The organism is Streptomyces sp. NPDC126503 (assembly GCF_040302405.1).
In the GTDB taxonomy this organism is placed as follows: Bacteria; Actinomycetota; Actinomycetes; order Streptomycetales; family Streptomycetaceae; genus Streptomyces; species Streptomyces gulbargensis.
Genome location: NZ_JBEORS010000003.1, coordinates 309,279 through 335,649 on the forward strand (window position 1 = coordinate 309,279; position 26,371 = coordinate 335,649).

At 74.7% G+C, this 26,371-nt stretch carries 27 protein-coding genes; 12 read left to right on the forward strand and 15 right to left on the reverse strand.

The window, feature by feature from the left end; all coding sequences use genetic code 11:
* Positions 1–30 precede the first annotated feature (30 nt).
* Positions 31–1,455 (forward strand): GNAT family N-acetyltransferase, encoded by a 1,425-nt coding sequence (locus ABTY40_RS06565; RefSeq protein WP_352058478.1) that lies wholly within the window; start codon positions 31–33, stop codon positions 1,453–1,455.
* On the opposite strand, the gene ABTY40_RS06570 is transcribed toward ABTY40_RS06565, so the two are convergent.
* The gene (locus tag ABTY40_RS06570; RefSeq protein WP_502990501.1) at positions 1,382–2,593 is read right to left on the reverse strand and encodes a trans-sulfuration enzyme family protein; all 1,212 of its coding nucleotides are present in this window, start codon (positions 2,591–2,593) and stop codon (positions 1,382–1,384) included. The two genes, ABTY40_RS06565 and ABTY40_RS06570, sit on opposite strands and share 74 nt — an antisense overlap.
* A 59-nt stretch (positions 2,594–2,652) precedes the next feature.
* Here ABTY40_RS06570 and ABTY40_RS06575 point away from each other — a divergent pair, with 59 nt between their 5' ends.
* The 3 genes from ABTY40_RS06575 to ABTY40_RS06585 all read left to right on the forward strand — a co-directional run bounded on the left by ABTY40_RS06575 (position 2,653) and on the right by ABTY40_RS06585 (position 5,416).
* Positions 2,653–3,150, forward strand: a complete 498-nt coding sequence (locus ABTY40_RS06575) for an Lrp/AsnC family transcriptional regulator (protein WP_309050979.1) — start codon at positions 2,653–2,655, stop codon at positions 3,148–3,150.
* Between the two features lie 40 nt (positions 3,151–3,190).
* Entirely contained in the window at positions 3,191–4,900 is a 1,710-nt protein-coding gene (locus tag ABTY40_RS06580) for a DUF885 domain-containing protein (protein WP_502990502.1), read from the forward strand.
* A 69-nt stretch (positions 4,901–4,969) separates the two neighbouring features.
* Entirely contained in the window at positions 4,970–5,416 is a 447-nt protein-coding gene (locus ABTY40_RS06585) for an Lrp/AsnC family transcriptional regulator (protein WP_345284775.1), read from the forward strand.
* Positions 5,417–5,452: 36 nt separating this feature from the next.
* On the opposite strand, the gene ABTY40_RS06590 is transcribed toward ABTY40_RS06585, so the two are convergent.
* The 3 genes from ABTY40_RS06590 to ABTY40_RS06600 form a co-directional block, all read right to left on the reverse strand.
* Positions 5,453–8,506 carry an AAA family ATPase gene (locus ABTY40_RS06590; protein WP_352058480.1) on the reverse strand — a complete coding sequence of 1,018 codons (3,054 nt, stop codon included), beginning with the start codon at positions 8,504–8,506 and terminating at the stop codon, positions 5,453–5,455.
* Complete coding sequence (locus ABTY40_RS06595; RefSeq protein ID WP_352058481.1) at positions 8,503–9,672, reverse strand: exonuclease SbcCD subunit D; 1,170 nt, start codon at positions 9,670–9,672, stop codon at positions 8,503–8,505. Before ABTY40_RS06595 ends, ABTY40_RS06590 begins: the two co-directional genes overlap by 4 nt.
* A 128-nt stretch (positions 9,673–9,800) precedes the next feature.
* The gene (locus tag ABTY40_RS06600) at positions 9,801–10,427 is read right to left on the reverse strand and encodes a YigZ family protein (RefSeq protein ID WP_352058482.1); all 627 of its coding nucleotides are present in this window, start codon (positions 10,425–10,427) and stop codon (positions 9,801–9,803) included.
* Positions 10,428–10,609: 182 nt separating this feature from the next.
* Between ABTY40_RS06600 and ABTY40_RS06605 the strand changes: the two genes are divergently transcribed.
* A complete protein-coding gene (locus ABTY40_RS06605) occupies positions 10,610–11,032 on the forward strand; it encodes a CoA-binding protein (protein WP_345286420.1) in 423 nt (140 codons plus the stop codon).
* Positions 11,033–11,063: 31 nt separating this feature from the next.
* On the opposite strand, the gene ABTY40_RS06610 is transcribed toward ABTY40_RS06605, so the two are convergent.
* Positions 11,064–11,627: a YbaK/EbsC family protein gene (locus tag ABTY40_RS06610; protein WP_352058483.1), complete on the reverse strand. Its 564-nt coding sequence runs from the start codon at positions 11,625–11,627 to the stop codon at positions 11,064–11,066.
* 43 nt (positions 11,628–11,670) lie between these two features.
* The gene (locus ABTY40_RS06615) at positions 11,671–12,264 is read right to left on the reverse strand and encodes a helix-turn-helix domain-containing protein (RefSeq protein ID WP_352058484.1); all 594 of its coding nucleotides are present in this window, start codon (positions 12,262–12,264) and stop codon (positions 11,671–11,673) included.
* Between the two features lie 142 nt (positions 12,265–12,406).
* Between ABTY40_RS06615 and ABTY40_RS06620 the strand changes: the two genes are divergently transcribed.
* Positions 12,407–13,270, forward strand: a complete 864-nt coding sequence (locus tag ABTY40_RS06620) for an EamA family transporter (protein ID WP_352058485.1) — start codon at positions 12,407–12,409, stop codon at positions 13,268–13,270.
* Between the two features lie 44 nt (positions 13,271–13,314).
* Here the strand turns inward: ABTY40_RS06620 and ABTY40_RS06625 are convergent, their stop codons facing one another.
* Positions 13,315–14,073, reverse strand: a complete 759-nt coding sequence (locus ABTY40_RS06625; RefSeq protein WP_352058486.1) for an acyltransferase — start codon at positions 14,071–14,073, stop codon at positions 13,315–13,317.
* 119 nt (positions 14,074–14,192) lie between these two features.
* Between ABTY40_RS06625 and ABTY40_RS06630 the strand changes: the two genes are divergently transcribed.
* Positions 14,193–14,720 (forward strand): gamma carbonic anhydrase family protein, encoded by a 528-nt coding sequence (locus ABTY40_RS06630; protein ID WP_352058487.1) that lies wholly within the window; start codon positions 14,193–14,195, stop codon positions 14,718–14,720.
* Positions 14,721–14,895: 175 nt separating this feature from the next.
* Here ABTY40_RS06630 and ABTY40_RS06635 read toward each other — a convergent pair whose 3' ends face one another.
* The 3 genes from ABTY40_RS06635 to ABTY40_RS06645 form a co-directional block, all read right to left on the reverse strand.
* Positions 14,896–15,558: a DedA family protein gene (locus ABTY40_RS06635; RefSeq protein WP_352058488.1), complete on the reverse strand. Its 663-nt coding sequence runs from the start codon at positions 15,556–15,558 to the stop codon at positions 14,896–14,898.
* Between the two features lie 201 nt (positions 15,559–15,759).
* Complete coding sequence (locus ABTY40_RS06640; protein ID WP_352058489.1) at positions 15,760–16,179, reverse strand: helix-turn-helix domain-containing protein; 420 nt, start codon at positions 16,177–16,179, stop codon at positions 15,760–15,762.
* Between the two features lie 114 nt (positions 16,180–16,293).
* Positions 16,294–16,731, reverse strand: a complete 438-nt coding sequence (locus ABTY40_RS06645; RefSeq protein ID WP_345286576.1) for a DUF4442 domain-containing protein — start codon at positions 16,729–16,731, stop codon at positions 16,294–16,296.
* Between the two features lie 133 nt (positions 16,732–16,864).
* On the opposite strand from ABTY40_RS06645, the gene ABTY40_RS06650 reads away from it, so the two are divergent.
* Both ABTY40_RS06650 and ABTY40_RS06655 read left to right on the forward strand, forming a co-directional pair.
* Positions 16,865–18,007 (forward strand): DUF8017 domain-containing protein, encoded by a 1,143-nt coding sequence (locus ABTY40_RS06650; RefSeq protein WP_352058490.1) that lies wholly within the window; start codon positions 16,865–16,867, stop codon positions 18,005–18,007.
* Positions 18,008–18,105: 98 nt separating this feature from the next.
* Positions 18,106–19,428, forward strand: a complete 1,323-nt coding sequence (locus tag ABTY40_RS06655) for an MFS transporter (protein WP_352058491.1) — start codon at positions 18,106–18,108, stop codon at positions 19,426–19,428.
* Here ABTY40_RS06655 and ABTY40_RS06660 read toward each other — a convergent pair.
* From ABTY40_RS06660 to ABTY40_RS06675, 4 genes are all read right to left on the reverse strand, one after another.
* Complete coding sequence (locus ABTY40_RS06660; protein ID WP_352058492.1) at positions 19,390–20,235, reverse strand: spermidine synthase; 846 nt, start codon at positions 20,233–20,235, stop codon at positions 19,390–19,392. The two genes, ABTY40_RS06655 and ABTY40_RS06660, sit on opposite strands and share 39 nt — an antisense overlap.
* Positions 20,236–20,268: 33 nt before the next feature.
* Positions 20,269–21,126, reverse strand: a complete 858-nt coding sequence (locus ABTY40_RS06665; RefSeq protein ID WP_352058493.1) for a patatin-like phospholipase family protein — start codon at positions 21,124–21,126, stop codon at positions 20,269–20,271.
* A gap of 48 nt (positions 21,127–21,174) precedes the next feature.
* Positions 21,175–21,462: a hypothetical protein gene (locus tag ABTY40_RS06670; RefSeq protein ID WP_352058494.1), complete on the reverse strand. Its 288-nt coding sequence runs from the start codon at positions 21,460–21,462 to the stop codon at positions 21,175–21,177.
* 136 nt (positions 21,463–21,598) lie between these two features.
* Positions 21,599–22,360, reverse strand: coding sequence for a DNA alkylation repair protein (locus ABTY40_RS06675; protein ID WP_352058495.1), 762 nt, complete (start codon positions 22,358–22,360; stop codon positions 21,599–21,601).
* 100 nt (positions 22,361–22,460) lie between these two features.
* On the opposite strand from ABTY40_RS06675, the gene ABTY40_RS06680 reads away from it, so the two are divergent.
* Positions 22,461–23,279 (forward strand): TVP38/TMEM64 family protein, encoded by an 819-nt coding sequence (locus tag ABTY40_RS06680; RefSeq protein ID WP_352058496.1) that lies wholly within the window; start codon positions 22,461–22,463, stop codon positions 23,277–23,279.
* Positions 23,280–23,570: 291 nt separating this feature from the next.
* Here ABTY40_RS06680 and ABTY40_RS06685 read toward each other — a convergent pair whose 3' ends face one another.
* Entirely contained in the window at positions 23,571–24,740 is a 1,170-nt protein-coding gene (locus tag ABTY40_RS06685; protein ID WP_352058497.1) for a thiolase family protein, read from the reverse strand.
* 117 nt (positions 24,741–24,857) lie between these two features.
* Between ABTY40_RS06685 and ABTY40_RS06690 the strand changes: the two genes are divergently transcribed.
* On the forward strand, positions 24,858–25,328 hold the full coding sequence (locus tag ABTY40_RS06690) for a winged helix-turn-helix transcriptional regulator (protein WP_309056615.1): 471 nt from the start codon (positions 24,858–24,860) through the stop codon (positions 25,326–25,328).
* 81 nt (positions 25,329–25,409) lie between these two features.
* Positions 25,410–26,282, forward strand: coding sequence for an undecaprenyl-diphosphate phosphatase (locus tag ABTY40_RS06695; RefSeq protein WP_345286450.1), 873 nt, complete (start codon positions 25,410–25,412; stop codon positions 26,280–26,282).
* Positions 26,283–26,371 lie beyond the last annotated feature (89 nt).

The following is a 26,371-nucleotide window of genomic DNA, read 5'->3' on the forward strand; positions in this document are numbered from 1 at the left end:
CACGCAACACCGCTGGGTCACAGTGAAGCCATGACCGACGTCACGTCTTCCAAGAGCGCCCGCCGTCCGCACCACTGGCGGCACGATCTGATCGAGCTGGCCGCGCTGTTCACGGCCGTGGTGGTGGCCGACACGATCGCCAAGACCATCGCCAAGGGGCCGGACGGCCCCTACCTCCTGGTCTTCTCCGCGATCGCGCTGATCGCCACCGCGACCTTCCACACCTGGTGGGCGCGGAGGCACAGCCATGCTCCGCCCGCCGGCCATACCGGCGGGCGGAGCACGCCCGTACCGCCGCACCACACCTCGCCGCAGCCCGTACCCGCCGCCACCCCCGGCCCCCGGCCCGCCGGGGAGACCGTCCTGTGGCGGATGCGGACCACCGTCGACGACACCCCGGGCAGCCTCGCCGCCCTGTGCGGCGCCCTCGCCGGGCTCAGGGTGGACATCCTGACGCTCCAGACCCACCCGCTCACCGACGGAACGGTCGACGAGTTCCTGCTCCGCGCCCCCGCCGGTCTCCCGGCCGGGGACCTCGCCCGGGAGATCGCGGCGGCCGGCGGCCGCGACACCTGGACCGAACGCGCCGACGCCCACGACCTGGTGGACACGCCCACCCGGGTCCTCGGCCTCGCCACCCGTACGGCGCTCGACGCGGCCGAACTGCCGCTCGCGCTGCGCCGGCTCCTCGGCCGCTGCACCCTGCACTCGGTGCCCGCCGTCTCGCTGACCGGCCGCCCGACCGGCGAACAGGCCCCGGTCGAAGGGGTCCTGGAGGAGACCGTGATGAAGCTGCGGGACCCCAGCGGGGGCACGCTTCTCATCGAGCGCCCGCACCTGCCGTTCACGCCGACCGAGTTCGCCCGGGCCCGCGCCCTGGTCGAACTCGACGCCCGTCTCGGGCCCCGCGTCCCGCGCAGCAGCGACGTACTGACGCTGCCCGAGGGCAACGAGATCACCGTCCGCCGCGCCGACCAGCGCGATCTGCGGGCCGCCCGCGCCCTGCACGACCGCTGCTCCCCCCGCACCCTCGCGCTGCGCTACCACGGCCCGGTCGGCGACGCCGACCGCTACCTCGACCACCTGCTGAGCCCCCGCTTCGGCCGGACCCTCGCCGTGCAGACGGCCTCCGGCCGCCTCGTCGCCCTCGGCCACCTGCTGTGGGACGGCGACGAGACCGAGGTCGCCCTCCTCGTCGAGGACGACTGGCAGCGGCGGGGCATCGGCTCCGAACTCCTCGGCCGCCTGGTGGCGATGGCCGAGGAGACCGGATGCGCCAGTGTGTACGCCGTCACGCAGGCGTCCAACACCGGCATGGTGGCCGCGATGCGCGCGCTGAACCTGCCCCTCGACTACCAGATCGAGGAGGGCACCCTGGTGATCACCGCCCGACTGGCCGGGGCACCGCCGCGGACGGAACGTCCGCACGAGCAGGCACGGCAGTCGGAGCACTGAGCGCCTGCGTCAGGTCCCGCCAGAGGTCCTCGACGTCCTCCAGGCCCACCGACATCCGCAGCAGACGGTCGCTGACCCCCGCAGAGCGCCGGTCTCCCTCGGCCACGATCCGGTGGCTGATGGAGGCCGGGTGCTGGATGAGGGTGTCGACGCTGCCGAGACTGACCGCCGGGGTGATCAGCCGCACCCCGGCGATGACGTCCTGCGGCTCCCCGTACACCTCGAAGGCGATCATCGCCCCGCCGATCCGCGGGTAGTGGACACGGGCCACCCGGGGGTCGGTGACGAGCCGCCGGACGAGCTCGGCCGCCGTCGCGGACGCCGCCCGGACCCGTACCGAAAGGGTCGCGAGCCCCCGGTGCAGCAGATATCCGGCGAGCGGGTGCAGCACGCCGCCGGTCGCGAACCGAATCTGCCGGAGCGTACGGGCGAACTCCTCGTCGCAGGCGACGACACCGCCCATGACATCGCCGTGGCCGCCCAGGTACTTGGTGGCGCTGTGCAGCACGAGCCGCGCGCCCTCCTCCACCGGTCGCTGGAGGACCGGGGTGGCGAAGGTGTTGTCGACGAGCAGCGGCACCGAGCCGCAGGCGTGCGCCAGGGCCCGGACGTCGACCTCGGCCAGGGTGGGGTTGGCCGGCGTCTCGACCATGACGAGGCCGGTGTCCGGCCGGATCGCGTCGGCCACGCCGGCCGGGTCCGTCCACGTCACCTCGGTGCCGAGGAGACCCGTGTCGAGCAGGTGGTCGCTGCACCCGTACAGCGGGCGGACCGCGACCACGTGCCGCAGACCCTGGCTCGCCCGGGCGAGGAGCACCGCGCTGAGGGCCGCCATGCCGCTGGCGAAGGCCACGGCCGCCTGGGTGCCCTCCAGCCGGGCGAGGGCGTCCTCGAAGCGGGCGACGGTGGGGTTGTCGAGCCGGGCGTAGACGGGCGGGCCGTCGGGCCGGGCACCGGTGGTGGCGAACTCGTCGATGCGGGCCGCCTCGGCCCGGACGTCGTACGAGGGGTAGGTGGTCGACAGGTCGATCGGCGGAGCGTGCAGTCCGAGTCCGACGAGGTCGTCGCGGCCGGCGTGCACGGCTTCGGTGGCGAGGGCCCTGGGGGTGACCGAGGGCTCGCGGTCCATGGCGTCCATGGCGGCACTGTGAACGGATACCGGGAAGTAGCGGGAAAAGGCCGTGCTACGTTCGACCGATGGCCGATTCTGTCGTACTGGACGCGGTCGATCTGCACATTCTTCGCCTCTTGCAGAACGACGCCCGGACCACTTACCGCGAGCTCGCCGCCGAGGTGGGCGTCGCGCCCTCGACCTGCCTGGACCGGGTGGCCCGGCTCCGCCGCACGGGGGTGGTCCTCGGACACCGCCTACGACTGGATCCGGCCAAACTCGGCCGGGGACTCGAAGCGCTTCTCCTGGTGCAGGTCCGACCCCACCGGCGGGAACTGATCGGGCCGTTCGTCGACCGGATCCGGGCGCTGCCGGAGTCCCGGGCCCTCTTCCACCTCACCGGGCCCGACGACTACCTGGTCCACGTGGCCGTCGCGGACCCCGCCGACCTGCAGCGACTCGTCCTGGACGAGTTCACCTCGCGGCGCGAGGTGGCCCGGGTCGAGACCCGGCTGATCTTCCAACAGTGGGAATGCGGCCCCCTGCTGCCGCCCTCCGCCCGCCCGCCCATGTCAGCCGACTGACGCCGGACGGGGATGACGCGGAAGCGGTGCAGGCCCCAGGATGGCCCCCATGCCAGAGAGTTCCCGCAGCCCGCTGCCCCGCCAGGTCGCCGACGACTACGTCGACGCCCTCATCGCCCTCGACCCGATCACCGGTACCCACCTGGGAGTGAAGGAGTGCGCCGGGCGCCTCCCGGACTTCTCGCCCGCAGGCCAGGAAGCGGTCGCCGGACTCGCCCGCCGCACGCTCGCCCTCCTCGACGAGGCCGAGCGCCGGCCGGGCGCGGAGAGCGACGCCGAGCGGCGCTGTGCCCGCCTGCTGCGGGAGCGGCTGACGGCGGCGCTCGCCGTCCACGACGCCGACGAGGGACTCCGCGCGGTCAGCAACATGCGCTCGCCCGCGCACAGCGTGCGGCTCGTCTTCACGGTCATGCCGACCGAGACGGAGGAGGACTGGCGGGCGGTCGCCGCACGGCTGAGCGCGGTACCGGACGCCCTGGAGGGCTATCGGGCCTCCCTGGCGCTGGGACTGGAGCGGAAGTTGTTCGCCGGTCCGCGTCCCACCGCCACCTTCGTCGGCCAGCTGACGGAGTGGGCCGGCGGGAGCGGGAGGCGCGGCTGCTTCGAGGAGTTCGCCGCCGCCCGGCCGGACACGCTGCCCGAGGCGCTCCGCGCCGAACTCGCCGAGGCGGGCCGGACGGCGAACGCGGCGGTGGCCTCCCTGCGGGACTGGATGCGGGACGTGTACGCGCCGGCCGCCGCCCATGCCCCCGACACCGTGGGCCGCGAGCGCTACCAGCGCTGGACGCGCTACTTCAACGGCACCGACCTGGACCTCGACCAGGCGTACGCGTACGGCTGGTCCGAATACCACCGGCTGCTCGCGGAGATGCGGACCGAGGCCGACCGGATCCTGCCGGGCTCCGACCCGTGGGAGGCGCTCGCCCACCTCGACGAGCACGGCACCCACATCGAGGGCGTCGAGGAGGTCCGCGTCTGGCTGCAGCGGCTGATGGACGAGGCGATCGAGGCGCTCGACGGCACCCACTTCGAACTGGCCGAACGGGTACGGAAGGTGGAGTCGCGGATCGCCCCGCCGGGCGGCGCCGCCGCCCCGTACTACACCGGCCCGTCCGAGGACTTCTCGCGCCCCGGCCGCACCTGGCTGCCGGTGGACGGCCAGACCCGTTTCCCGGTCTACGACCTGGTGTCGACCTGGTACCACGAGGGCGTGCCCGGCCACCACCTCCAGATCGCGCAGTGGGCGCACGTCGCCGACCGGCTCTCGCGCTACCAGGCGACGGTCGGCGGGGTCAGCGCCAACGCGGAGGGCTGGGCGCTGTACGCCGAGCGGCTGATGGACGAGCTCGGTTTCCTGCCGGACGCCGAGCGGCGCCTCGGCTATCTCGACGCGCAGATGATGCGGGCGTGCCGGGTCATCGTGGACATCGGCATGCACCTGGAGCTGGAGATCCCGGCGGACTCCCCGTTCCACCCCGGCGAGCGGTGGACGCCGGAGCTGGCGCAGGAGTTCTTCCAGCGGCACAGCAGCCGGCCGCCGGCCTTCGTGGAGAGCGAGATGACCCGCTATCTGTCGGTGCCGGGCCAGGCCATCGGATACAAGCTGGGCGAGCGGGCCTGGCTGCTCGGCCGCGAGAACGCGCGGGCGGCACACGGCGACGCCTTCGACGCCAAGGCCTGGCACATGGCGGCCCTCTCGCAGGGGCCGCTCGGCCTCGACGACCTGGTCGAGGAGATCTCCCGGCTCTGACCGTCTCCCCAGGTGAGAATCCCCGGCCGGTCCCTTGATCAGCCGGGGATCGCCCTGTTGTCTTCGTCCGTGACCGAGTACGTTCCCGACGCCACCGACTGGCGCATCCTCGAGGCCCTCCAGTCCCAGGGCCGGGCCAGCTTCGCCGAGCTCGCCCGCGCCGTCTCCATGTCGCCGTCCGCCGTGACCGAGCGGGTGCGGCGCCTGGAGGAGGCCGGCGTGATCGCCGGCTACACGGCGGTGGTGGACCAGGAGCGGCTCGGCCTGCCGATCCTCGCCTTCGTCCGGCTGCGCTATCCGCACGGGAACTACAAGCCGTTCCACGACCTGATCGCGGCCACGCCCGAGGTCCTCGAGGCGCACCACGTGACCGGTGACGACTGTTTCGTCCTGAAGGTCGCCGCCCGCTCGATGCGGCACCTGGAGGAGATCACCGGGAAGATCGCCGGGCTCGGTTCGGTGACGACGAGCGTGGTGTACTCCTCGCCCCTCCCCCGGCGCGCGATCGGCCGCTGACGGGCTCGCCGGGGCACGGGGGCGGGGGCGGGGCCGTCAGCCGCCGAGGGCCTCGCCGTCCGTGCGCAGCCGTACGGAGGAGCCGCGGCGGCCCTTGACGACCTCCAACTGGGCCGGGACGCGGCGCTTCAGGTCGGCGACGTGGCTGACGATGCCCACGCTGCGGTCCCGCTCGCGCAGCGAGTCCAGGACGTCGAGCACCTCGTCCAGCGTCTGGTCGTCGAGACTGCCGAAGCCCTCGTCGATGAAGAGCGTGTCGAGCCGCACGCCACCCGCCTCCTCGGTGACGACGTCGGCGAGGCCGAGCGCGAGCGCGAGGGAGGCGAAGAAGGTCTCCCCGCCGGAGAGGGTGGCGGTGTCGCGTTCGTTGCCGGTCCAGGCGTCCACGACGTGCAGGCCGAGACCGGCCCGCTTGCCGCCGGAGCGGGCGTCGGAGTGGACGAGGGTGTACCGGCCGGAGGACATGCGCCGCAGCCGGGCGGTCGCGGCGGCGGCGACCTGTTCGAGCCGGGCGGCGAGCACGTACGACTCCAGGCGCATCCGGCGCTCGTTCTCGGCGGAGGTGCCGGCGGTGAGGGTGGCGAGGCGGGCCACCCGGTCGTGTTCCGCGCGCAGCGGCCCCAGGCGGCGGACCTCGGTCTCGGCCTGCCGGGAGAGCGAGGCGAGGTCCCTGGCCCGCTCGCGGGCGGCGGCAAGGGCCGACGCCGCGCCGCGCAGGGCGCGCTCGGCCGTGTCGTGGGCGGCGGCCGCGGTCTCGAGGTCGGCGGGCGGGCACGCGGCGGCGGCCCGGGTGGCGGGCTCGGCGAGCCGGTCGGCGACGGCGGCGGCCTCGGCCTGCCAGGCGTCGACGCGCCGCTGGAGTGCGCGCCGCTCGGTGTCGCCGAGGAGCGCGGCGGCGGCCTCGGCGGGGGTGGTGAAGCCGGCGCGGTAGGCGGCGTCGGCGAGCCGGTCGTCGGCCTCCTTGAGCCGCTGGGCGGCGAGTTCGGCGTCCCGTACGGCTCCGGCGGCCCCGACCAGGGTGGCGATCCGCCGCTCCAGGCGGGTGGCGTGTTCGGCCACGGTGGCGAATTCACCGCGTCCCCGGACGAGTTCCTCGTCGAGCGCGGCCCGCTCGCGGTCCAGCGCCTCGCGCCGTGAGGTCCGGGCGGCCACCCGCCGCTCCGCCTCCCGCTGCGCGGCGACCCGTTCCTCGTACTCCCGTCCGGCACGCGCGAGGGCCTCGCGGGCGGTGTGCGTCCGCGCGGCGAGCGCGTGCGCCTCGGCGTGCTCCCGCTCCAGTCCGGCGACCACGTCGGCGAGTTCGGCGACGGTCGGCTCGGCGGCCCGGTCGTGCCCGTCGGTGGCCGGGGCCGGGGACAGGACCTCGGTGCGGGCCGCGGACCAGGACTCGCGGGTGACGGCGAGATCGCGTTCGGCGGCGGTCCGGTTCTCCTCGGCGCGGGTGTAGGCGGCGTAGGCGGCCTCCTCGGTGGCCCGGTCGACGTGGTCGGCGGTCGCGCGGGCCGGGGCCGGGTGGTCGGCGGAGCCGCAGACCTGGCAGGGGGCGCCCGGGGCGAGGGAGGCCGCGAGTTCGGCGGCGATGCCCCTCAGGCGGCGGGACTTGACGTCGAGCCACTCCTCGTGGGCGGTGTTACGCCGCTCGCGGGCGGCGGCGAGCCGCTCCTCGGCCGCGAGGACGTCCTCGGCGAGCGCGTCCCGGCGGCGGGCCGCGGCGAGCCGCCGGCGGGCGGGTTCCAGGCGGCCCGCGAGGTGCTCGGCGCGGGCCGCGGCCTCCTGCGCCGCCTCCACGCGCGCGGCGAGCGCGACCCGGCGCGGCTCCCAGTCCGCGAGCCAGCCGGCCGCGTCCTCCAGGGCGTCCTCGTCGGCGCGCGCCTCCCGGTCGAGTACGGACCGTTCCTCGGCGAGCAGGGCGGCGCGGCGCTCCGCGCGGCGGGCGGAGTCGAGCGCTCCGAGCTCCGCCCGCAGCCGGTGCTCGAGTGCGGAGAGCTGTTCGGCGCCCGCGTCGGCGAGCCGCTCGGGCAGCACGGCGAGGGCGCGCTCACGGGCGTCGAGGGCGGCGGCGTGGGCGCGTTCGGCGTCGCGCCGCAGGCCGAGGGCGGGCGCCACCCGGTCGGCCTTGAGGGACCGGTCGAGGGCTTCCTGGTCGCGGTCCCGTTCGGCGGCCCGGGCGGTGAGCCGCTCGCGCCGCAGGAGCGCCTCGGCGTGCCGGGCCTGGCGTTCGGCGAGGTCCCGTTCGGCGTCGAGGGCGGCCCGGGCGGCGGCCTGCCGTTCCTCGGCGGCGGCGAGGCGCACGGAGGCGCGGTCGACGGCTTCGCGGGCCTCGGTGCGGGCGACGGCGCCCCAGGTGAGGACGGTGCCCGCGAGGCCGGGGTCGCCGGGTTTGCCCTCGACGGGGGTGCGGGCGGCGCCGAGGCCCCCGGCGGCCTGCGCCATGCGCTCGGCGAGGGCGAGGAGCCGCCGGTCGCCCTCCTCCACCTGCCGCTGGGCGGCGAGGCGCAGTTCGGCGAGACGGTCCTCGACGGCGGCGAAGCGGCGGGTGTCGAAGAGGCGTCCGAGGAGCTTGCCGCGGGCCTCGGCGTCGGCGCGCAGGAAACGGGCGAAGTCCCCTTGCGGGAGGAGGACGACCTGGCAGAACTGGTCGCGGCTCATGCCGAGGAGCTGGGTGATCTCCTCGCCGATCTCCTGGTGGGACTTGCTCAGTCCGGTCCATTCACCGGTGGCGGGGTCGCGCTCGCGCAGCCACGTCTGCGCCTTCTCGGTGGTGAAGCCGCCGCCGCGCTTCTTGGGGCGCTGCTGGGCGGGGCGGCGGGTGATCTCCAGGCGCCGCTCCCCCACGGTCAGTTCGAGGAGGACCTCGGTGGACGTGCCGACCGCCGCGTGGTCGCTGCGCAGGGAGCCGCCGGGCGTCTGGCGGGCGCCGGGGACGCTGCCGTACAGGGCGAAGCACACGGCGTCGAGGACGGAGGTCTTTCCGGCGCCGGTGGGCCCGTGGAGGAGGAAGAGGCCGGCCGGGGACAGGGCGTCGAAGTCGACCGTCTGCGTGGTGGCGAAGGGCCCGAACGCGGTGATCTCCAGGCGGTGCAGCCTCACCGGCCCACCTCGCGCCCGGCCGTGTCGACGCGTACGTCGTCGAAGGCGCCGTACAGGATCGCGCGTTCCGCCCCGTCGAGTCCGGCGCCGCCGCGCACGTGGGCCACGAAGTCCTCCGCGATCTGCTGGTCGGTTCGGTCGCGCAGCCGGCGGGCGTAGGAGGCGTGCGGGTCGCCGGCGGTGCGCTCGGGGTCGAAGACCAGGTTCAGGGTGTGCGGGAAGCGCGCGGTGAGGCGGGCCATGGGTTCGGCGGGCCGTACGGGGTCGGTGAGGGTGGCCTCGACCCAGGAGTCCTCGTGGCGGGCGAGGGCGGGGTCGGCGAGCAGGTCCTCCAGCCGGCCCCGGATGCGGGCGAGGGGGCGGGGGACGGGGCAGTCGACGCGTTCGGCCGCCTCGACGGCGCCGTCGGCCCCGAGGTCGATCAGCCACATGGTCTTGCGGTGGTCGGCCTCGGAGAAGGAGTAGGCGAGCGGGGAGCCGGAGTAGCGCACCCGGGGGGTGAGGGTCTGGCTGCCGTGGAGGTGACCGAGGGCGACGTAGTCGACCCCGTCGAAGACGGCGGCGGGTACGGCCGAGACGCCGCCGACGGTGATGTCGCGTTCGCTGTCGCTGGCGGCGCCGCCGGCGACGAAGGCGTGGGCGAGGACGATCGAGCGGGTGCCGGCGGGCCGGCCGGCGAGGTCGGCGCGGACCCGGTCCATGGCGGCGGTGAGCACGGCCTCGTGGCCGGTCCGCTCGGCGCCGAGCGCGGCGCGGACGAGCGCGGGTTCGAGGTAGGGCAGGCCGTAGAGGGCCACGTCGCCGTGGGCGTCGCGCAGGACGACCGGGCTGCCGATGCCGGCGGGGTCGGTACGGAGGTGGATGCCGGCGCGCTCGATGAGCCGGGCGCCGACGCCGAGGCGGCGGGCCGAGTCGTGGTTGCCCGAGATCATGACGGTGGGCACCCCGGCCTCGGCGAGCCGGTGCAGGGCGCTGTCGAAGAGGGCGACGGCGGGCAGCGGGGGGACGGCCCGGTCGTAGACGTCCCCGGCGACGAGGACGGCGTCGACCTCGCGCGCGTGGACGGTGGCCACGAGGTGGTCGAGGAAGGCGGCCTGGGCGTCGAGCAGGCAGACGCGGTGGAAGGACCGGCCCAGGTGCCAGTCCGAGGTGTGCAGGAACCTCACGATGCCGTCCCACCCCGCATGTGCCCGTGCTCCTCGCCCCTGGTTCCCGTCGTGTGCGGCCTCCACGCTAACCCGGCGGGAGGCGTGGGTGTGCCGGGTCCCGTACTTCCGTCCGGTCCCGGCTCCGCTCAGGCGTCCCCGTACGCCTCGCCGCCGAGTTCGCAGGTGGCGGTGCCGGCGGTGGCGTCGGCGAGCCAGGCGCGGAAGGCGGGGACGTCGGCTTCGGGGAGGCCGATCTCCAGCGTGACGGCGTCGGCGTACCGGACGTCACGGACGGCGCGGCCGGTGGCCCGCAGGTCGTTCTCCAGTTTTCCGGCCCGCTGGTGGTCGACGGTGACGGTGGCGAGCCGGAAGCGCTGCCGGGTGAGGGTGCCGAGCGCGTCGAGGGCCTCGCCGACCACGCCGCCGTACGCGCGGATGAGCCCGCCGGCCCCGAGCTTCACGCCGCCGTAGTACCGGGTGACGACGGCGGCGACGTACCGCATCTCGCGGCGCAGCAGCATCTGGAGCATGGGGACGCCGGCGGTGCCGCCCGGCTCGCCGTCGTCACTGGCCTTCTGGACGGAGGCGTCGGCGCCGAGGACGTACGCGAAGCAGTTGTGGGTGGCGGTCGGGTGCTCCCTGCGGACCCGGGCCACGAACTCCTGCGCCTCCCGCTCGTCGGCGACGGGCGCGAGCGCGCAGAGGAAGCGCGAGCGGTTGATCTCGGTCTCGTGGACACCTTCGCGGGCGAGGGTGCGGTACTGCTCCTGCATCCCGCCAGCCTACGTTCCTCCGCTCCGGCCGGTCCCCGGCGGCCGGAGCGGCGGGTGACCCGGCGGTGACGGGGCGGGTGGCACGGTGGGGGCGCGGTGGCGGGTGCGGCCGGCGGGAATCACGCGCCGTGGCGGCTCGTTGACGCGGGTGACAGCACTTCCGAGCGAGAGAAGGCACGGCGATGAGCGTCGAGACCACGACCACCGAGTCGGACACCGTCCGCAGGATCCTGACCGAGTCCGGGGACACCTGGGCGATCGTGGGCCTCTCCTCGAACCGTTCCCGGGCCGCCTACCAGGTGGCGGCCGTGCTCCAGCGGTTCGGGAAGCGGATCGTTCCGGTGCATCCGAAGGCGGAGACGGTCCACGGCGAGCAGGGGTACGCGTCCCTCGCGGACGTCCCCTTCCCGGTGGACGTGGTCGACGTGTTCGTCAACAGCGAGCTGGCCGGCGGGATCGCGGACGAGGCGGTGGCGGTGGGCGCGAAGGCCGTCTGGTTCCAGCTGGACGTCGTCGACGAGGAGGCGTACGCCCGGACCCGGGCGGCCGGGCTGGACATGGTGATGGACCGCTGCCCGGCCATCGAGATCCCCCGGCTGGGCTGAGCCCGGGCCCGGCCGCTCGCGGGGCGGGCGGTCAGGCGGCGGGGACGCCGAGGCCTTCGAGGACGACGGCGCCGGGCAGGTCCGCGAGGGCCTTGCCCGGCACGATGAGCTTGCCGCGGCGCCGGCCGCTGCCGATGAGCACCCACGGGGTGTCGACGACGGTCGCGTCCACGAGGACCGGCCAGGCCGCCGGCAGGCCGATCGGGGTGATCCCGCCGTACTCCATCCCGGACTCGCCGGTCGCGGTGTCCATCGGCGCGAAGCTGGCCTTGCGGGCACCGAGGTGCTTGCGGGCGACGCCGTTCACGTCGACGCGGGTGGCCGACTTCACGACACAGGCCGCCAGGGTCGTGCTCTCGCCGCGTTTCCCGGTGAGGACCACGCAGTTGGCCGAGGCGTCCAGCAGTCCGGCCCCGTGGTGCTCGACGAAGACGGCGGTGTCCGCGATGTCCGGGTCGGTGTCCACGTACAGCAGCTGCCCGGCGGGGACGCTGCCCGTCCAGGCGCGGACGGCGGCGGCGACGGGCTCGGTGAGGAGCTCCAGGCACTCGGGGGCGGGCAGGGCCCGGTCGAAGTCTCCGATGGGTGCGCGCATGCGGGCACGCTAGCAAGGCCGCCGGGCCGCGTGCCCGGGCGTCTCAGCGGGTGGGCGGGGCGGCCCGGCGCACCGGCGGGATGGAGACGGCCATGGTCAGGGTGGCCGGCTCGTCGCCGTCGTTGCGGTACGCATGGGGCGCGTTGGCCTCGAAGACGGCGGAGGACCCGGCGGGGATCCGGTGTTCCTGGCCGTCCACGACGAGGGTGAGCGTCCCGGCCGTGACGTGCAGGAGCTCGGTCGTGCCCTCGGGGTGCGGATCGGAGGCGCTGACGTCGCCCGGCATGAGGGTCCACGACCACAGCTCCAGCGGGCCGCGCGCCTCGGTGCCGACGAGGAGGGTGGTGCTGCTGCCGGCGGGGGTGGACCACATGCGGACGGCCTGGTCCGGCGGGACGATCCGGACCTGGGGGCCCTGCTCGTGGTCGAGGAGGGTCGTGATCGAGACGCCGAGGGCGTCGGCGAGCTTCACGGTGGTGCCGACGCTGGGGTTCGTCCGGGCCTGCTCGATCTGGATGATCATGCCCCGGCTGACACCGGCCCGGGCGGCGAGGGCGTCGAGCGTGAAGCCCCGCTCGTTGCGCCAGCGCTTCAGGTTCCGGGCGAGCGACTGCGTGAGCTGGTCGAGGTCCGACACATTCCGTCCAATATTTTGGATGACAGAGTTCAACAGATTGAACTACGGTGGAGTGCCCCCGATCGTTCACTGCACTGTACTGCCCTGCCCCGGGCCGCCGCCCCGTGCCCGCACCGGCCCGCACCCCACCCTGCGAGGAAGCATGACCGCCCTGTTCGCCCTGGCCACGAGCCTCCTGTGGGGGCTTGCCGACTTCGGCGGGGGTCTCCTCACGCGCCGGATCCCCGCCCTCACGGTGGTCGTGGTCTCCCAGGTCCTGGCCGTGATCGTGCTCGGCGCCGTGGTCCTCGCCACGGGCGCCTGGACCGAGGCGGGTCCGGGCCTCTGGTACGCCGTGGCGGCCGGTGTGGTCGGTCCGGCCGCCATGCTCGCCTTCTACAAGGCGCTCGCCCTCGGCCCCATGGGCGTGGTCTCGCCGCTCGGCTCGCTCGGTGTCGTCGTACCCGTCTCGGTGGGTCTGCTCCTCGGCGACCGGCCGGGCGTCCTCCAGTTCGCCGGGATCGGCGTGGCGGTCGCCGGCGTCGTCCTCGCGGGCGGCCCGGAACTGCGCGGGGCGCCGGTCCGGCGGCAGGCGGTGCTGCTCACCCTGGTCGCGGCGTTCGGCTTCGGCTCCGTGATGGCCCTCATCGCGGAGGCCTCCACCACCGTCACGGGCCTCTTCCTCGCGCTGTTCGTCCAGCGCGTCACCAACGTCCTGGTGGGCGGCGCCGCCCTCGCCGCCTCGGTGCGGCGCGGCGGCCGCGCCCTGCCGCAGGAGGGCCCCGGCGTGATCCGCGCGGCACTCCCGGCCCTGGCCTTCGTCGGCCTCGCGGACGTCGCCGCCAACGGTACGTACGCCGTCGCCGCCCAGCAGGGGCCGGTCACGGTCGCCGCCGTACTCGCCAGCCTCTACCCGGTGGTCACGGCCCTCGCCGCCCGCGCCGTCCTGAAGGAACGGCTCCGCGCGGTCCAGGCGGCGGGCGCGGGCCTCGCCCTGGTGGGCACGGTCCTCCTGGCCACCGGCTAGGAAGCAAGCGGCTCCCGGGGGCCCGCTCGGGAGCCGTCCGGTGGCTACGAGGAGGCGCCGGCCGCCTGCTCGACCTCCCAGGCCGCCAGGGCGGCGAGCTGTTCGGGTGTCACGTCCGCCGGCAGCGGGACCGGGGCGGGGGTGCGCAGCGGCGGCTGCCAGCCGTTCTCCGCGTCCCAGCGGCGCACCACCTTCGCCGGGGCGCCCGCGACCACCGCGTGGTCGGGGACCTCGCCGCGTACCACCGCGCCCGCCGCGACGACGACGTTCCGGCCGATCCGGGCGCCGGGCAGGATCACCGCACCGGTGCCGAGCCAGCAGCCGGGGCCGATGGAGACGGGTTCGGACCGGGGCCACTGGCGGCCGATGGGCTCGTCGGGGTCGTCGTAGCTGTGGTTGGTGGAGGTGATGTAGACGTACGGCCCGCAGTAGGTGTCCGAGCCGATGGTCACGGTCGTGTCCGCGATGACGTGGCTGCCCCGGCCGAGGACGACGCCGTTCCCGAGCGTCAGCACCGTCTCGGTGCCCAGGTCGAGGCCGGGCATCATGCCCGCCGTCAGCGTGACCTGCTCGGCGATGATGCAGCACTCGCCGATCTCGATCCACCGCTCACCGAAGACCGTGCCCTGCGGGAAGGCGAGCCGGGTGCCCGCGCCGAGACGCCGGAACCGCAGCCGTCCCGGGTGCTCCGCCGTGACGGCGCCGGCCTGCTGCGCCCAGCGCCAACCGCCCTGCAGGGCGTGGGCGACGACCCGGCGCCGCCAGGCGGCGAGGGAGGAGAACGTGTTTCTGTTCCTGGGCACCCGGCCACGGTAGTCCGCACCGTCGTACCTGATCAGTGCGGTGCGCTGTGATGTCCGTCATGGGCACGGCATAGGCTGCCGCCCGGCGCGACAACCGCACGGACGATCAGGAGCGAACCATGGCAGAGGCGTTGATCAAGGCAGTGGGCGGCAAGGAACCGCGCGTCGACCCGAGCGCGTTCACCGCCCCCACTTCCGTGGTCCTGGGCGAGGTCACGCTCGGCGCCCGGGCCAGCGTCTGGTACCACGCGGTGCTGCGCGCGGACTGCGGTCCGATCGTGGTCGGCGAGGACTCCAACATCCAGGACAACTGCACCGTCCACGTCGACCCCGGCTTCCCCGTCACCATCGGCGCCCGCGTGACCGTCGGCCACAACGCCACCGTCCACGGCTGTGTCATCGAGGACGACGTGCTCGTCGGCATGGGCGCGACGGTGCTCAACGGGGCTCGGATCGGCGCCGGGTCGCTGGTGGCGGCGCAGGCGCTCGTTCCCCAGGGGATGGAGGTGCCGCCCGGCTCGCTGGTCGCGGGCGTCCCGGCGAAGGTGCGCCGTCCGCTGACGGAGGAGGAGCGGGCGGGCATCCGGCTCAACGCCGAGATGTACCTGGACCTGGCCAAGGGCCACGCCGAGGCGTTCCGGGACTGAGCGGTAGAGGGCTCCCCGGGGCCCGCACCGGGCGCGCGGGGCGCTGCCCGCGCCGTACCCGTGTCCGTACACCCGCGTACCGGCACCCCGGCGCACCCGTACGCCTCCGGGCCCGTACGTGACGGAGGGCGGCACCCGGCACCGGGTACCGCCCTCCGTCCGTACCGGACGCCGGTCAGTCGCCGACCGCCACCGGCTCGGGCCGCTGCTCGGGGGCGGCGGCCGACTGCTGCGCCGCCGCCTTCTTCGCCCGGTTCCTGATGATGAGCATCGAGGTCAGGCCGACGAGCACCGCGAGGACGAGGCCGAGCCAGGAGAAACGCTTGAGCCAGGCCTCGGCGACGATGCCGACCGAGTAGATGACGGCGGTGGTGCCGCCGGCCCAGAGGATGCCGCCGAAGACGTTGGCGACGAGGAACTTCCAGTACGGCATGTGCAGGACGCCCGCGAGCGGTCCGGCGAAGATGCGCAGGAGGGCGACGAAGCGGCCGAAGAAGACCGCCCACATGCCCCACTTCTGGAAGGAGCGCTCCGCAAGGCCGATGTTGGCCTCGCTGAAGTGCCTGGGGAACTTCTTCCCCAGCCAGGCGAGGAGCGGCCGGCCGCCCCTGCGGCCGATGGCGTAGCCGATCGAGTCCCCGATGATCGCGCCCGCCGTGGCGCAGCCGCCGAGCACGTACGGATTGATGTCGCCGTGCTGCGAGGCGAGCAGCGCCGAGCTGACCAGCACGATCTCGCCCGGGAGCGGGATGCCGAGGCTCTCCAGGCCGATCACCACACCGACGAGGACGTAGACGGCGATCGGGGGGATCGTCTCCAGCCATTCCTGGACGTGCAACGCGCTTTCCTCCCGTTTCGACTTCCTGTCCGGTGTCCGGCGCCCGGTCTCCGGTGTTCACCGGGGCGCCGTGGCACCCCTTCGTGGCACCGGCCGTGGTCACGGGCGGGCACCGGCGCGCACCGCCGGGGCGCGCCGGGGCAGCCTACCCGGTCGGGGGAAGGGCGGCGGGCACGGTCGGCGCGGCGACGCCCCCGCCCGTCAGGCCAGGGGCGGTGTCCGCGTCTCGCCGTTCTTCACGGGACGGCTGTGGATCTTCGAGATGCAGGCCGGGAGGGCGGCGGCGTCCCCGTGGTCACGGGCGCGGTACGCGCTGGGGCTCTCGCCGACGAGCTCGGTGAAGCGCGTGCTGAAGGAACCGAGCGAGGTGCAGCCGACCGCGAAGCAGACCTCGGTCACCGACAGGTCGCCCCGGCGCAGCAGCGCCTTGGCGCGCTCGACGCGGCGCGTCATCAGGTAGCTGTACGGCGTCTCGCCGAAGGCGGCGCGGAAGCTGCGCGAGAAGTGCCCGGGCGACATGTGCGCGCCCTGAGCGAGGGCGGTCACGTCGAGCGGCTCCGCGTACTCACGGTCCATCCGGTCGCGGGCCCGGCGCAGCCGGACGAGGTCTTCCAGGTTCACGAGGTCCACCTTGGCACGGCGAAGGCGGTCGGGCCACGGCCTCGCGCCGCGCCCCGACCGCCTCCGAGGGGGTCGTTCCGTACGGGATCGGACGTACGCCGCCCTCCGTCGGGATCAGCTGTTCGGCCGGAGCGTCCAGACGACCGTCATCTCGCCGGTCACGGCGCCGTCCGCGCGGGTGATCTCGATGTGGACGGGGAACTCGGGGCGCTCGCCCGCGTCGAGTTCGGCGACGACCTCGGCCGCCGGGCGGCCCAGGGTGGCGGTGGCGGTGACGACGCCCATGGCGAGCTTCTTGTAACCGATCTCGGCCTTGACGGCGAGGGGCACGGCGCGCTGGAGCTGGTCGCCGAAGGCCGCGAGCACGATGGCACCGCTCGCGGACTCGGCCAGCGTGAACATGGCTCCGGCGTGCGGGCCGCCGACGTGGTTGTGGTAGGCGGGCTGGTCCGGCAGGCGCACGACGGCGCGTTCGGCGGTGGTCTCCAGGAACTCGAGGTTGAGGGTTCCTGCCATGGGGACCGTGGCGGCGAGCATCTCGCCGACGGACATCTGGTCTGCGCTCATGGAGCGCGATGTTACCCACCAGTAGGAGCCTTGGCCATCCCTTCGCGCGGCTCCCTCGCGGAGGGCGTGCGGGGGCGGGCGTGGCCGGGCCGCCTCCGCACCTCTATGGTTACTGGCCATGTGGCCAGGACAGCAGCCGCCCGGGGGCGAGCAGAACCCGCAGGACCAGAGTCAGAATCCGTACCAGCAGCCGGGATACCAGCAGCCGAACCCGTATCAGCAGCCGCCGGCCCAGCCCGGCTACCCGCAGCAGCCCCAGCAGCCGGGCCCGCCCGGTTACCCTCAGCAGCCGGCCCCGCCGGGACACCCCGCGCAGGCGGGCACTCCGCAGGGATACCCTCAGCAGCCGCAGCAGCCGGGGTACGCGCAGCCGAACCCGTACCAGCAGCCGACCGTGCCGCAGTACGCGATGCCCGGCCCGGTGCAGCCCGGCGGCCCCGGTGACGGGAAGAAGAAGCAGACCACCCTGGTCGCGATCGCCGCCGCCACCGCCGTCGTGGTGGCCGCCGGTGTGACGGGGTATCTGGTGCTCGGCGGCGAGGACGAGAAGCAGCCGGTCGCGCAGGACCCCAAGCCGTCCGCCAGCGCCACCATGGCGCCCGGCGAGGAGACGCCCGACTCTCCCCCGCCGACCGTCGACAATCCGCGCGACGGGGCCGGGCAGCAGCCGACGATCCCGGGCTGGAAGGTCGTCCACAACCCGAAGTACGGCACCCTCTTCGACGTGCCGCCGGAGTGGGAGGTGAGCAAGCCGGGCTCGGTCACCTACTTCGAGGACGAGAAGAAGAACGACGGCAGCCCGCTGGTCACCATGTCGGGGCCGACCCACCTGAAGACCAAGTGGTGCACCTACGACGTCGACAAGAACGGCACCGACGAGACCTGGGGCCTGGCCACCGCCGGCACGAAGGGCGGGCAGGGCGCCAAGAACACCTCCGAGGCGGCGTTCAGCGAGGCCGGCACGTGGGTGTGGGGCGGCTACGCGCAGCACATGCCACAGAAGATCATCAAGATCACGAAGGCCGTGCCGTACACGACGGCGTCCGGGCTCAAGGGCAGCATGTCGACGGCGCTCGCGCCGGGCGTGAAGAAGCGCAACAAGTGCGAGACGGACGGCAAGTCGATCGCCTTCACCTTCAAGAACGCGAAGGGCGACTTCTCGACGTGGGTCCTCTACGGGGCCGACGGCGTGAAGGACGAGGTGCCGGACGAGACGATCAAGAAGATCCTCTCCACGGTCCGGCTCGCGCCGGAGTCCTGACCCCGGCTCCCGGCGGCGGGGCCCCGCCCGGACGGCGGCGGCCCCGCCGTCCGGATATCGGTTTGGCAGGAGGGGCGGCCGCCAGGGATAGTCCCCGGGTGACCACTCCCGCCGCCTCCCCCGGCCACCCCCCGGCGCGCTCCCGGCGCCCCGCGTGGGCCGGCCGCAACTACGTGCTGCTGACCGCCGCGACCATCGCGACGAACCTGGGTGCCCACGGTGCCCTGATCGCCACCACCTGGGCCGTCTTCGAGTCCGGGGGCGGCACGGGTGACGTCGGCCTGGTGGCCATGGCCCGCTTCCTGCCGCTCGTCCTCTTCCTGCTCATCGGCGGGGCGGTGGCCGACCGGTTCCCCCGGCACCGGGTGATGGTCGCCGCGAACGCCCTCAACTGCGTCTCGCAGGCCCTCTTCGCCGTCCTCGTGATCACCGGTGAGGCCCGCATCTGGCAGATGATGGTCCTCACCGCCCTCTGCGGCGCCGGCCAGGCCTTCTTCAACCCGGCGGCCGAGGGCATGCTCATGGCGAGCGTGAGCGGGGAGCAGGCCGGGCGGGCCTTCGCCGTCTACCGGATGGCCATGCACGGCGCCGGCATCGGCGGCGCGGCGCTCGGCGGCGCGCTGGTCGCCTTCGTCGGCCCCGGCTGGGTCCTCGCCATCGACGCGCTCGCCTTCGCCGTCGCCGGCGCCCTGCGCGCCTTCCTCGACGTGAGCGGCATCCCGGAGCGGGCGCCCGGCGGCGGACTGCTCTCCGACCTCCGCGAGGGGTGGCACGAGTTCATCGGCCGGCCCTGGCTCTGGTCGATCGTCGCCCAGTTCTCCGTCGTGGTGGCGCTGATCGGGGCCGTCGAGGCGGTGTACGGGCCGATGGTGGCGCGGGACGAACTCGGCGGCGCGCGCCCCTGGGGCGTCGCGCTCGCCGCGTACGGCGTCGGAACCCTGGCGGGCGCGGTCCTGATGACCCGCTGGAAACCGCGCCGGCTGCTGTTCGTCGGCACCCTGTGCGTCTTCCCGATCGCGCTGCCCTCGGCGGCCCTCGCCGTGCCGCTGGACGCGGCGGGGCTCACCCTCGCCATGTTCGTCAGCGGGGTGGCGATCGAGGTCTTCGGCGTCTCGTGGATGACGACGATGCACCAGGAGATCCCCGAGGAGAAGCTGTCCCGGGTCTCCGCCTACGACTGGTTCGGCTCGACCGCCCTGCTGCCGCTGTCCACGGCCCTCGCCGGACCGGCGGAGGAGGCCTTCGGCCGGCGGGAGGCGCTGTGGGGCGCGGTGGCGCTGATGACGCTGGTCACCGCGCTCGTCCTGCTCGTGCCGGACGTACGGAACCTGACGCGCCGCCCGCACACCAAGGAGGTCGCGGGCGGCGGCGCCGTACCGGCGTCAGCCGATGCCGAAGGCTCCGTCCCGGGGAACGGGTGACGGGACGGCCCCCGCGTCCGTGACCGGCGCGGCGGCGCCGGTGAACCGTGCCAGGGCCGGGCCGTGCTCCACGCGCGCGGGGAAGGCGTCGGCCGCCGTCCGCCGGGTGAGCCGGGCGGTGTCGACCGCCCGGTCGGAGGCGACGAGCACGGCGTTGCCGAAGCGGCGGCCGCGCAGCACCCCCGGTTCGGCGATCAGGGCCAGCTCGGGGAAGACCCGGGCGAAGGTGGCGAGCTGCGAGCGGAGGAAGGCGAAGGGCGAACCGTCGGCCAGGTTGGCGGCGTAGACGCCGCCGGGCCGCAGGACGCGCCGGACGTGGCGGGCGTACTCGACCGACGTGAGGTGCGCGGGGACGCGCGAGCCGCCGAAGACGTCGCCCACGACGAGATCGGCGGAGGCGGCGGGCGCCGACTCCAGCCAGGCGCGGGCGTCCGCCGCGTGCACGGTGATCCCGGAGCCGGCGGGCAGCGGCAGGTGCTCGGCGACCAGGTCGAGCAGGCCCCGGTCGGCCTCCACGACGTCCTGACGGGAGCCGGGCCGGGTGACCGCCACGTACCGGGGCAGCGTGAGCCCGCCGCCACCCAGGTGCAGGACGTCGAGCGGCGCGCCCTCGCCGGCCAGCGTGTCCACGAGGTGGCCGAGCCGGCGGGCGTACTCGAACTCCAGGTGGTCGGGGGCGTCGAGGTCGACGTACGACTGGGGCGCGCCGTCGACCGTCAGGAGCCAGGCCCGCTCCCGGTCCACGTCGGGCATGAGGCGCGCGGTGCCCTGGTCGACGTCGCGGATGACGGCAATCTGCTCGTTCACCGTCCCATTGTGCCGCCGGGGCCGTACGGGCCGTCAGCCGGTCCAGAGGGCGGCGATCCGCTCGGCGTGGGCGCCCGCCTGGGCGCGCCCGGCGCGGGCGGCCGCGGCGCGGTGGGCCGGGTCGAGGGCCTTGCGGCCGAGGGCAGCACGGGAGGCGGCGTCGGGGGTCACGACCTCGACCAGCGCGCCCGAGGCGGTCAGCTCGGCGCCCTGCCGGGCCGGGGAGGCCAGGACCTTCGTGCCCAGGGCGCTCGGGGCGAGGAGGACGACCCGTTCGTACCCGGCGGCGAGGTGGGCGTTGGCGGTGGAGTGGAGTCCGCCGTCGAGGTAGCGGCGACCGCCGATCGTTGCGGGCGGCCAGGCACCGGGGACGGCGCAGCTCGCGGTGACGGCGTCGACCAGGGGGACGCCGCTGTCCGCGTCGAAGACGGCGAGTTCGCCGCTCTCCGCGTCCACGGCGGTGATCCGCAGCGGGCGGGCGGGCCAGGCGGTGGCGGTGCCGAGGCGCCGCGCGACCGTCTCCCTGCGGACCGACTCGTCCACGGTCCTGGCGCCGAGGGCGAGCCGGCCGAGGGCCCGTCCGTACGCCTCGGGGGTACGGGAGGTGAGGACAGCCCACGCGTAGCGCAGGAACGCGGAAGCGCCGAGCCGGACGGCGGGTTCGGTGGCCTCGTCGCCCACCTGCCGCTCGTACAGCTCCTCCGGTCCGGCGGTGCCGGCGGCGAGCTGGACCCCGACGACCGCGCCCGCCGAGCTGCCCACGATCAGATCCGCGCCGCAGAGGTCGATCCCGGCGTCGCCGAGCCCCCGTATCACCCCGATCTCCCAGCCGGCCCCGACGAGCCCGCCCGCCCCGAGCACCAGTGCCGTCCGTCGCTGAGTTGACGTCATGTCCCCAGTGTGCGCGCGGCGTTGGGGCGAAGGACGGGCGGGGTCGCCTTACGGGCCGTCCGGCCGGACGACCGCCTCCAGACCACGCCCGCGCAGGCGGGTCGCCAGCACCTCCATTTCCACGGACGTCCCGACGAGTCCGCCGGCCATGAGGCGCTCAGCTGTCGGTCGGGCGTCGGCGAGGGCGAGGCCGCCCTCCTCGCGCAGGGCCAGGAGCACGCGCACGCCCTGCGGCGCGCCGTCGGGGACGAGGCGGAGGCGCGCGGCACCGTGCGCGCGCAGCAGAGCCTGCCGGATGTCCTCCGGGGTCTTCGGCCCGGTCCCCCCTGCTCGCACCAACCGTCCCCGCAGCCCTCGCAGCCCGCCTCGACACTCCAGCGGAGCAGACCGCGGTCGAAGAACTGGCCGACGTCGCGGACCGAAGTGCCCCCGCAGCCGTCGCACACGCCGGTGAGGCGCGTCCCCTGCGTGATCACACCGGCCCCTCCCCCGGAAGCGGCGGCAGGTTCTTCAGGGCCTCGCGGGTGGAGAGCGGGGAGAGGCGGGAGCCGTGGGCGGTGAGGAAGGCGCGGACCTCGGCCGGGGCGGTCTTCGCGTACTCGCGCAGGCTCCAGCCGATCGCCTTGCGGAGGAAGAAGTCGGTGTCGCCGGCGCGCCGCAGGCAGTGGGCGAAGAGGCGGTCCGCGTCGGTGGCGTCCTTGAAGCGGAGCTGATGGAGGAGGGCGGTGCGGGCGACCCACAGGTCGTCGTCCTCGATCCACCGGTCCATCTCGGCCGCCAGGGCGGGCTCGGCGGCGACGAGGCCGCCGACGACATGGGCGGCCAGGTGGTCGACCGTGTCCCACCAGGAGTCGGTGGTGACGAGCCGGCGCGCGACGGGCAGGAAGGCCGGGGAGCAGCGGCGGACGTGACGGCGGAGGTAGTCGACGGCGAAGTAGTGGTACTCGCGCTCCGGCAGGGCGAAGCAGCGCAGCGCGACGGCGGCGCAGTCGTTCTCGCCGGGCGGCGGGGTGCCGTCGAGGACGGTGCGGGACAGCGCCCGGCGCGCGGGGGCGCGGATGCCGAGGAAGGGCACGACGCCCTTCATGTACGCGACCATCTCCTGCGCCCGGAAGGGGTCACCGGCCGCCGGGTAGACGGTGGTGAGCCGGTCGAGGAGCGTGTCGGCGAGCGCGCTCGCCGGGGCGCCGGGAAGCGCGGACCCCGGACCGGCGGCGGTCGGCAGGCGGGTCATCGTGGGCCCCTCTCGGTCGCGGTGGGCTCCGGACCCCGGGCCCGGCCGGACATGACGCACGTTACGGCGATCATACGGGCGGGTCCGATACGCTCCCCGGATGCTCGCTCCCGTCCCCCGGCCGCCGGGCTCCCTCGCCGTCCGCTGCTCGCGCGCCCTCCTCTCGCCCCGCTCCCGGCTCTCGCTGCTGGCTCTGACACTGCTCGGCGCGGCGACCCTGGTGGTGCTGTACGAACCGCAGCGGCTGCTGGCCTCGGGACCGCCGCCGCAGGCCACCGGGGCGGGCGCGGTTCTCCTCTTCGCCCTCGCGTACGGGGCGTGCACGGCGGCCTTCGTCCCGCGTCCCGTGCTCAACCTGGCCGCCGGGGCGCTGTTCGGCTCGGCCGCCGGACTCACGGCGGCGGTGGCGGGGACGGTCCTCGGCGCGGGCCTCTCCTTCACGCTCGGCCGGGTCCTGGGGCAGGACGCGCTGCGGCCGCTGCTGCGGGGCCGGCTGCTGACGGCGGCGGACGGCCAGCTCAGCCGCCACGGATTCCGGTCGATGCTGGCGATCCGTCTCTTCCCGGGGGTGCCGTTCGCCGCGGCCAACTACGCCGCGGCGGTCTCCCGGATGGGTTACGTGCCGTTCCTTGCGGCGACGGGGCTCGGCACCGTGCCGAACACGGCGGCCTACGTGATCGCCGGCGCCCAGGCCGGCTCGCCGGGCTCACCCGCCTTCCTCGTCTCCGCCGGGTTCATCACCCTGTCGGGCCTGGCGGCGGCGGTCGTCGCCTGGCGCAAGCGCCACCAGCTGCGCGCGGGTCTGCGCCGCGGCCCGCGCCGGCGCGGCGGAGTCCCGGCCGCCCCTGCCCCGTCCCTGCCGGGGGTCGCCGTGCCGACGGCCTCTCTGGCGGGCGCGGGTACGGAGACGCGACGGTAGGACGCCGGGGGACGCCCGTGTCGCACGGGGCCCGCCTGCCCGGCATCCCTCGGGGCGCCGGGCGCGCACACGCGTACCCACGGGCGGGAGACGCGCCCACGGGCGCGCGCCGCGGCACGCGGTCGACGATTGACCGCGCCCTGAGGCGCAGCGGGCCGCCACCTCCACGGCTCCCCTCGCGGGACGCCGCGCCGGACTCCGTACCGCCGCGCCTGTACCGGGGGACGGCGTCGGACGCCCGCGCGGCCCCTGGCCCGGCGGCGCTCCCCCGGGCCCGCGCCCCGCTCCCCGTCAGAGCGCCTCCACGATCATCGCGTTGGCGAGGCCGCCCGCCTCGCACATGGTCTGGAGGCCGTACCGGGCGCCCCGGGCCCGCAGGGCGTGGACGAGGGTGGTGGTCAGGCGGGTGCCGCTGGCTCCGAGGGGGTGGCCGAGGGCGATGGCGCCGCCGTGGACGTTGACCTTGGCGGGGTCGGCGCCGGTCTCCCGCTGCCAGGCGAGGACGACGCTCGCGAAGGCCTCGTTGACCTCGAAGAGGTCGATGTCGTCGAGGGCGAGTCCGGCGCGCCGCAGGACCTTCTCGGTGGCGGGGACGACGCCGGTGAGCATGAGGAGCGGGTCGGAGCCGGTGACGGCGAAGCTGTGGAGCCGGGCGAGGGGGCGCAGGCCGAGGGTGCGGGCCGTGTCGGCCGCCATGACGAGGACGGCGGAGGCGCCGTCGTTGACGGGGCTGCTGTTGCCGGCGGTGACGCTCCAGCCGATCTCGGGGAAACGCGCGGCGAAGGTGGGGTCCTCGAAGGCGGGGCGGAGTTTCGCGAGGATCTCGGGGGTGGTGGCGGGCCGGACGGATTCGTCGTGGCGGACGTGGCCGTACGGGACGACCTCGCCGTCGAAGAGGCCCGCCTCCCAGGCCCGCGCCGCCTTGGCGTGGGAGCCGGCGGCGAAGTCGTCCATGGCCTCGCGGCCGAGGGACCACCGGGCGGCGATGAGTTCGGCGCTGATGCCCTGCGGGACGAGTCCTCCGGGATAGCGCTCGGCGACCCCGGGGCCGAAGGGGTCGGCGCCGGGCGGCACGTTGGACCACATGGGGACCCGGCTCATGGATTCGACGCCGCAGGCGACGGCGATGTCGTACGCCCCTGAGAGCACGCCCTGCGCGGCGAAGTGGACGGCCTGCTGGGAGGAGCCGCACTGCCGGTCGACGGTGGTGGCGGGCACGGACTCGGGAAGTCCCGCCCCGAGCCAGGCGTAGCGGGTGGTGTTCATGGCCTGTTCGCCGACCTGGTCGACGGTGCCGCCGATGACGTCGTCGACGAGGGCGGGATCGAGGCCGGTGCGGTCCATGAGGGCGCGCAGCGTGTGCGAGAGGAGGGCGACGGGGTGGACGTGGGAGAGGGCGCCTCCCGGCTTGCCCTTCCCGACGGGGGTCCGGACGGCTTCGACGACGACGGCGTCACGCATGGGGCGCTCCTGGCTCGGAGGGACTGAGTTGGAAAACTGGATGTGGACGCGTCGGTAACATATCCCGGCGCGTTGGATTTTCAAACCCTCTCCGGGGTGCTGGCCTAGGCTGGGGCCATGAAGGCCGCTCCCCGCCCCTGCTCGATCGCCGACACCCTCGCCCTCGTTGGTGAGAAGTACGCCCTGCTCGTGCTGCGCGAGGTCTCGCTCGGCGTCCGCCGTTTCGACCGGATCGCCCGTAACACCGGCGCCCCGCGCGACATCCTGACGGCCCGCCTCAAGCGGCTCGTCGAGGCCGGGATCCTGGAGAAGGTGCCGTACAGCGACCGCCCGCCGCGCTTCGAGTACCGGGCCACGGCGGCCGGCGAGGAGCTCCAGCCGGTCCTGGTCACGCTCATGGCCTGGGGCGACCGCCACCTCAACGCCGACGACCGCCCGGTGGTCCTCGAACACGACTGCGGCGAGGTCCTGAGCCCCCGTCTGGTCTGCGCGCACTGCGGCGGCGAGGCCGGCCGCGACAGCCTGCGCCACCACGTCCGGGCGCCCGGCTGGACGACGGCGGGGCCGGTGGAGCCCGGCGCGTCCTGATCACCGGGGCGTTCACCTAGGGACGGTACGCTGCGCTCGACCTTCTGACCGCACACGTACATACGGGACGGCCCTAGCCCCATGAGTTGGTTCGAATCGTTCATCCTCGGACTCGTCCAGGGGCTGACGGAGTTCCTACCCATCTCCTCCAGCGCGCACCTCCGCCTCACGGCGGCCTTCGCCGGCTGGCACGACCCGGGCGCGGCCTTCACCGCGATCACCCAGATCGGTACGGAGACCGCGGTCCTGATCTACTTCCGCAAGGACATCGCGCGGATCGTCTCGGCCTGGTTCCGCTCGCTCACCGACAAGGCGATGCGCTCCGACCACGACGCCCAGATGGGCTGGCTGGTCATCGTCGGCTCGATCCCGATCGGCGTCCTCGGCATCACGCTCAAGGACCAGATCGAGGGTCCCTTCCGCGACCTGCGGCTGATCGCCACGACCCTCATCGTCATGGGCGTCGTCCTCGGGGTCGCGGACCGGCTCGCCGCCCGCGACGAAGCCGGCGGGCGGCACCGGGCCATCCGCGAGCGCAAGACGCTGAAGGACCTCGGTGTGCGGGACGGCCTGATCTACGGCGTCTGCCAGGCGATGGCGCTGATCCCCGGCGTCTCCCGGTCCGGCGCCACGATCTCGGGCGGTCTGCTGATGGGCTACACCCGCGAGGCCGCGGCCCGTTACTCCTTCCTCCTCGCGATCCCCGCGGTGCTCGCCTCGGGCGCGTACGAACTGAAGGACGCGGGCGAGGGGCACGTCTCCTGGGGGCCGACGATCTTCGCCACGGTCGTCGCCTTCGTGGTCGGCTACGCGGTGATCGCCTGGTTCATGAAGTTCATCACCACGAAGTCCTTCATGCCGTTCGTGATCTACCGGATCCTGCTCGGCATCCTCCTCTTCGTCCTGGTCGGCATGGGAGTCCTGAGCCCGCACGCGGGCGAGTCCGCCGGCTGACGGCCGCGCCGCCCCGGACTCCGCGGCCGGGGTGGCCGAACTCCCGTACGCACGGGTCTTGGCCCCGGGTGCGGGGCGGCCCACACTGA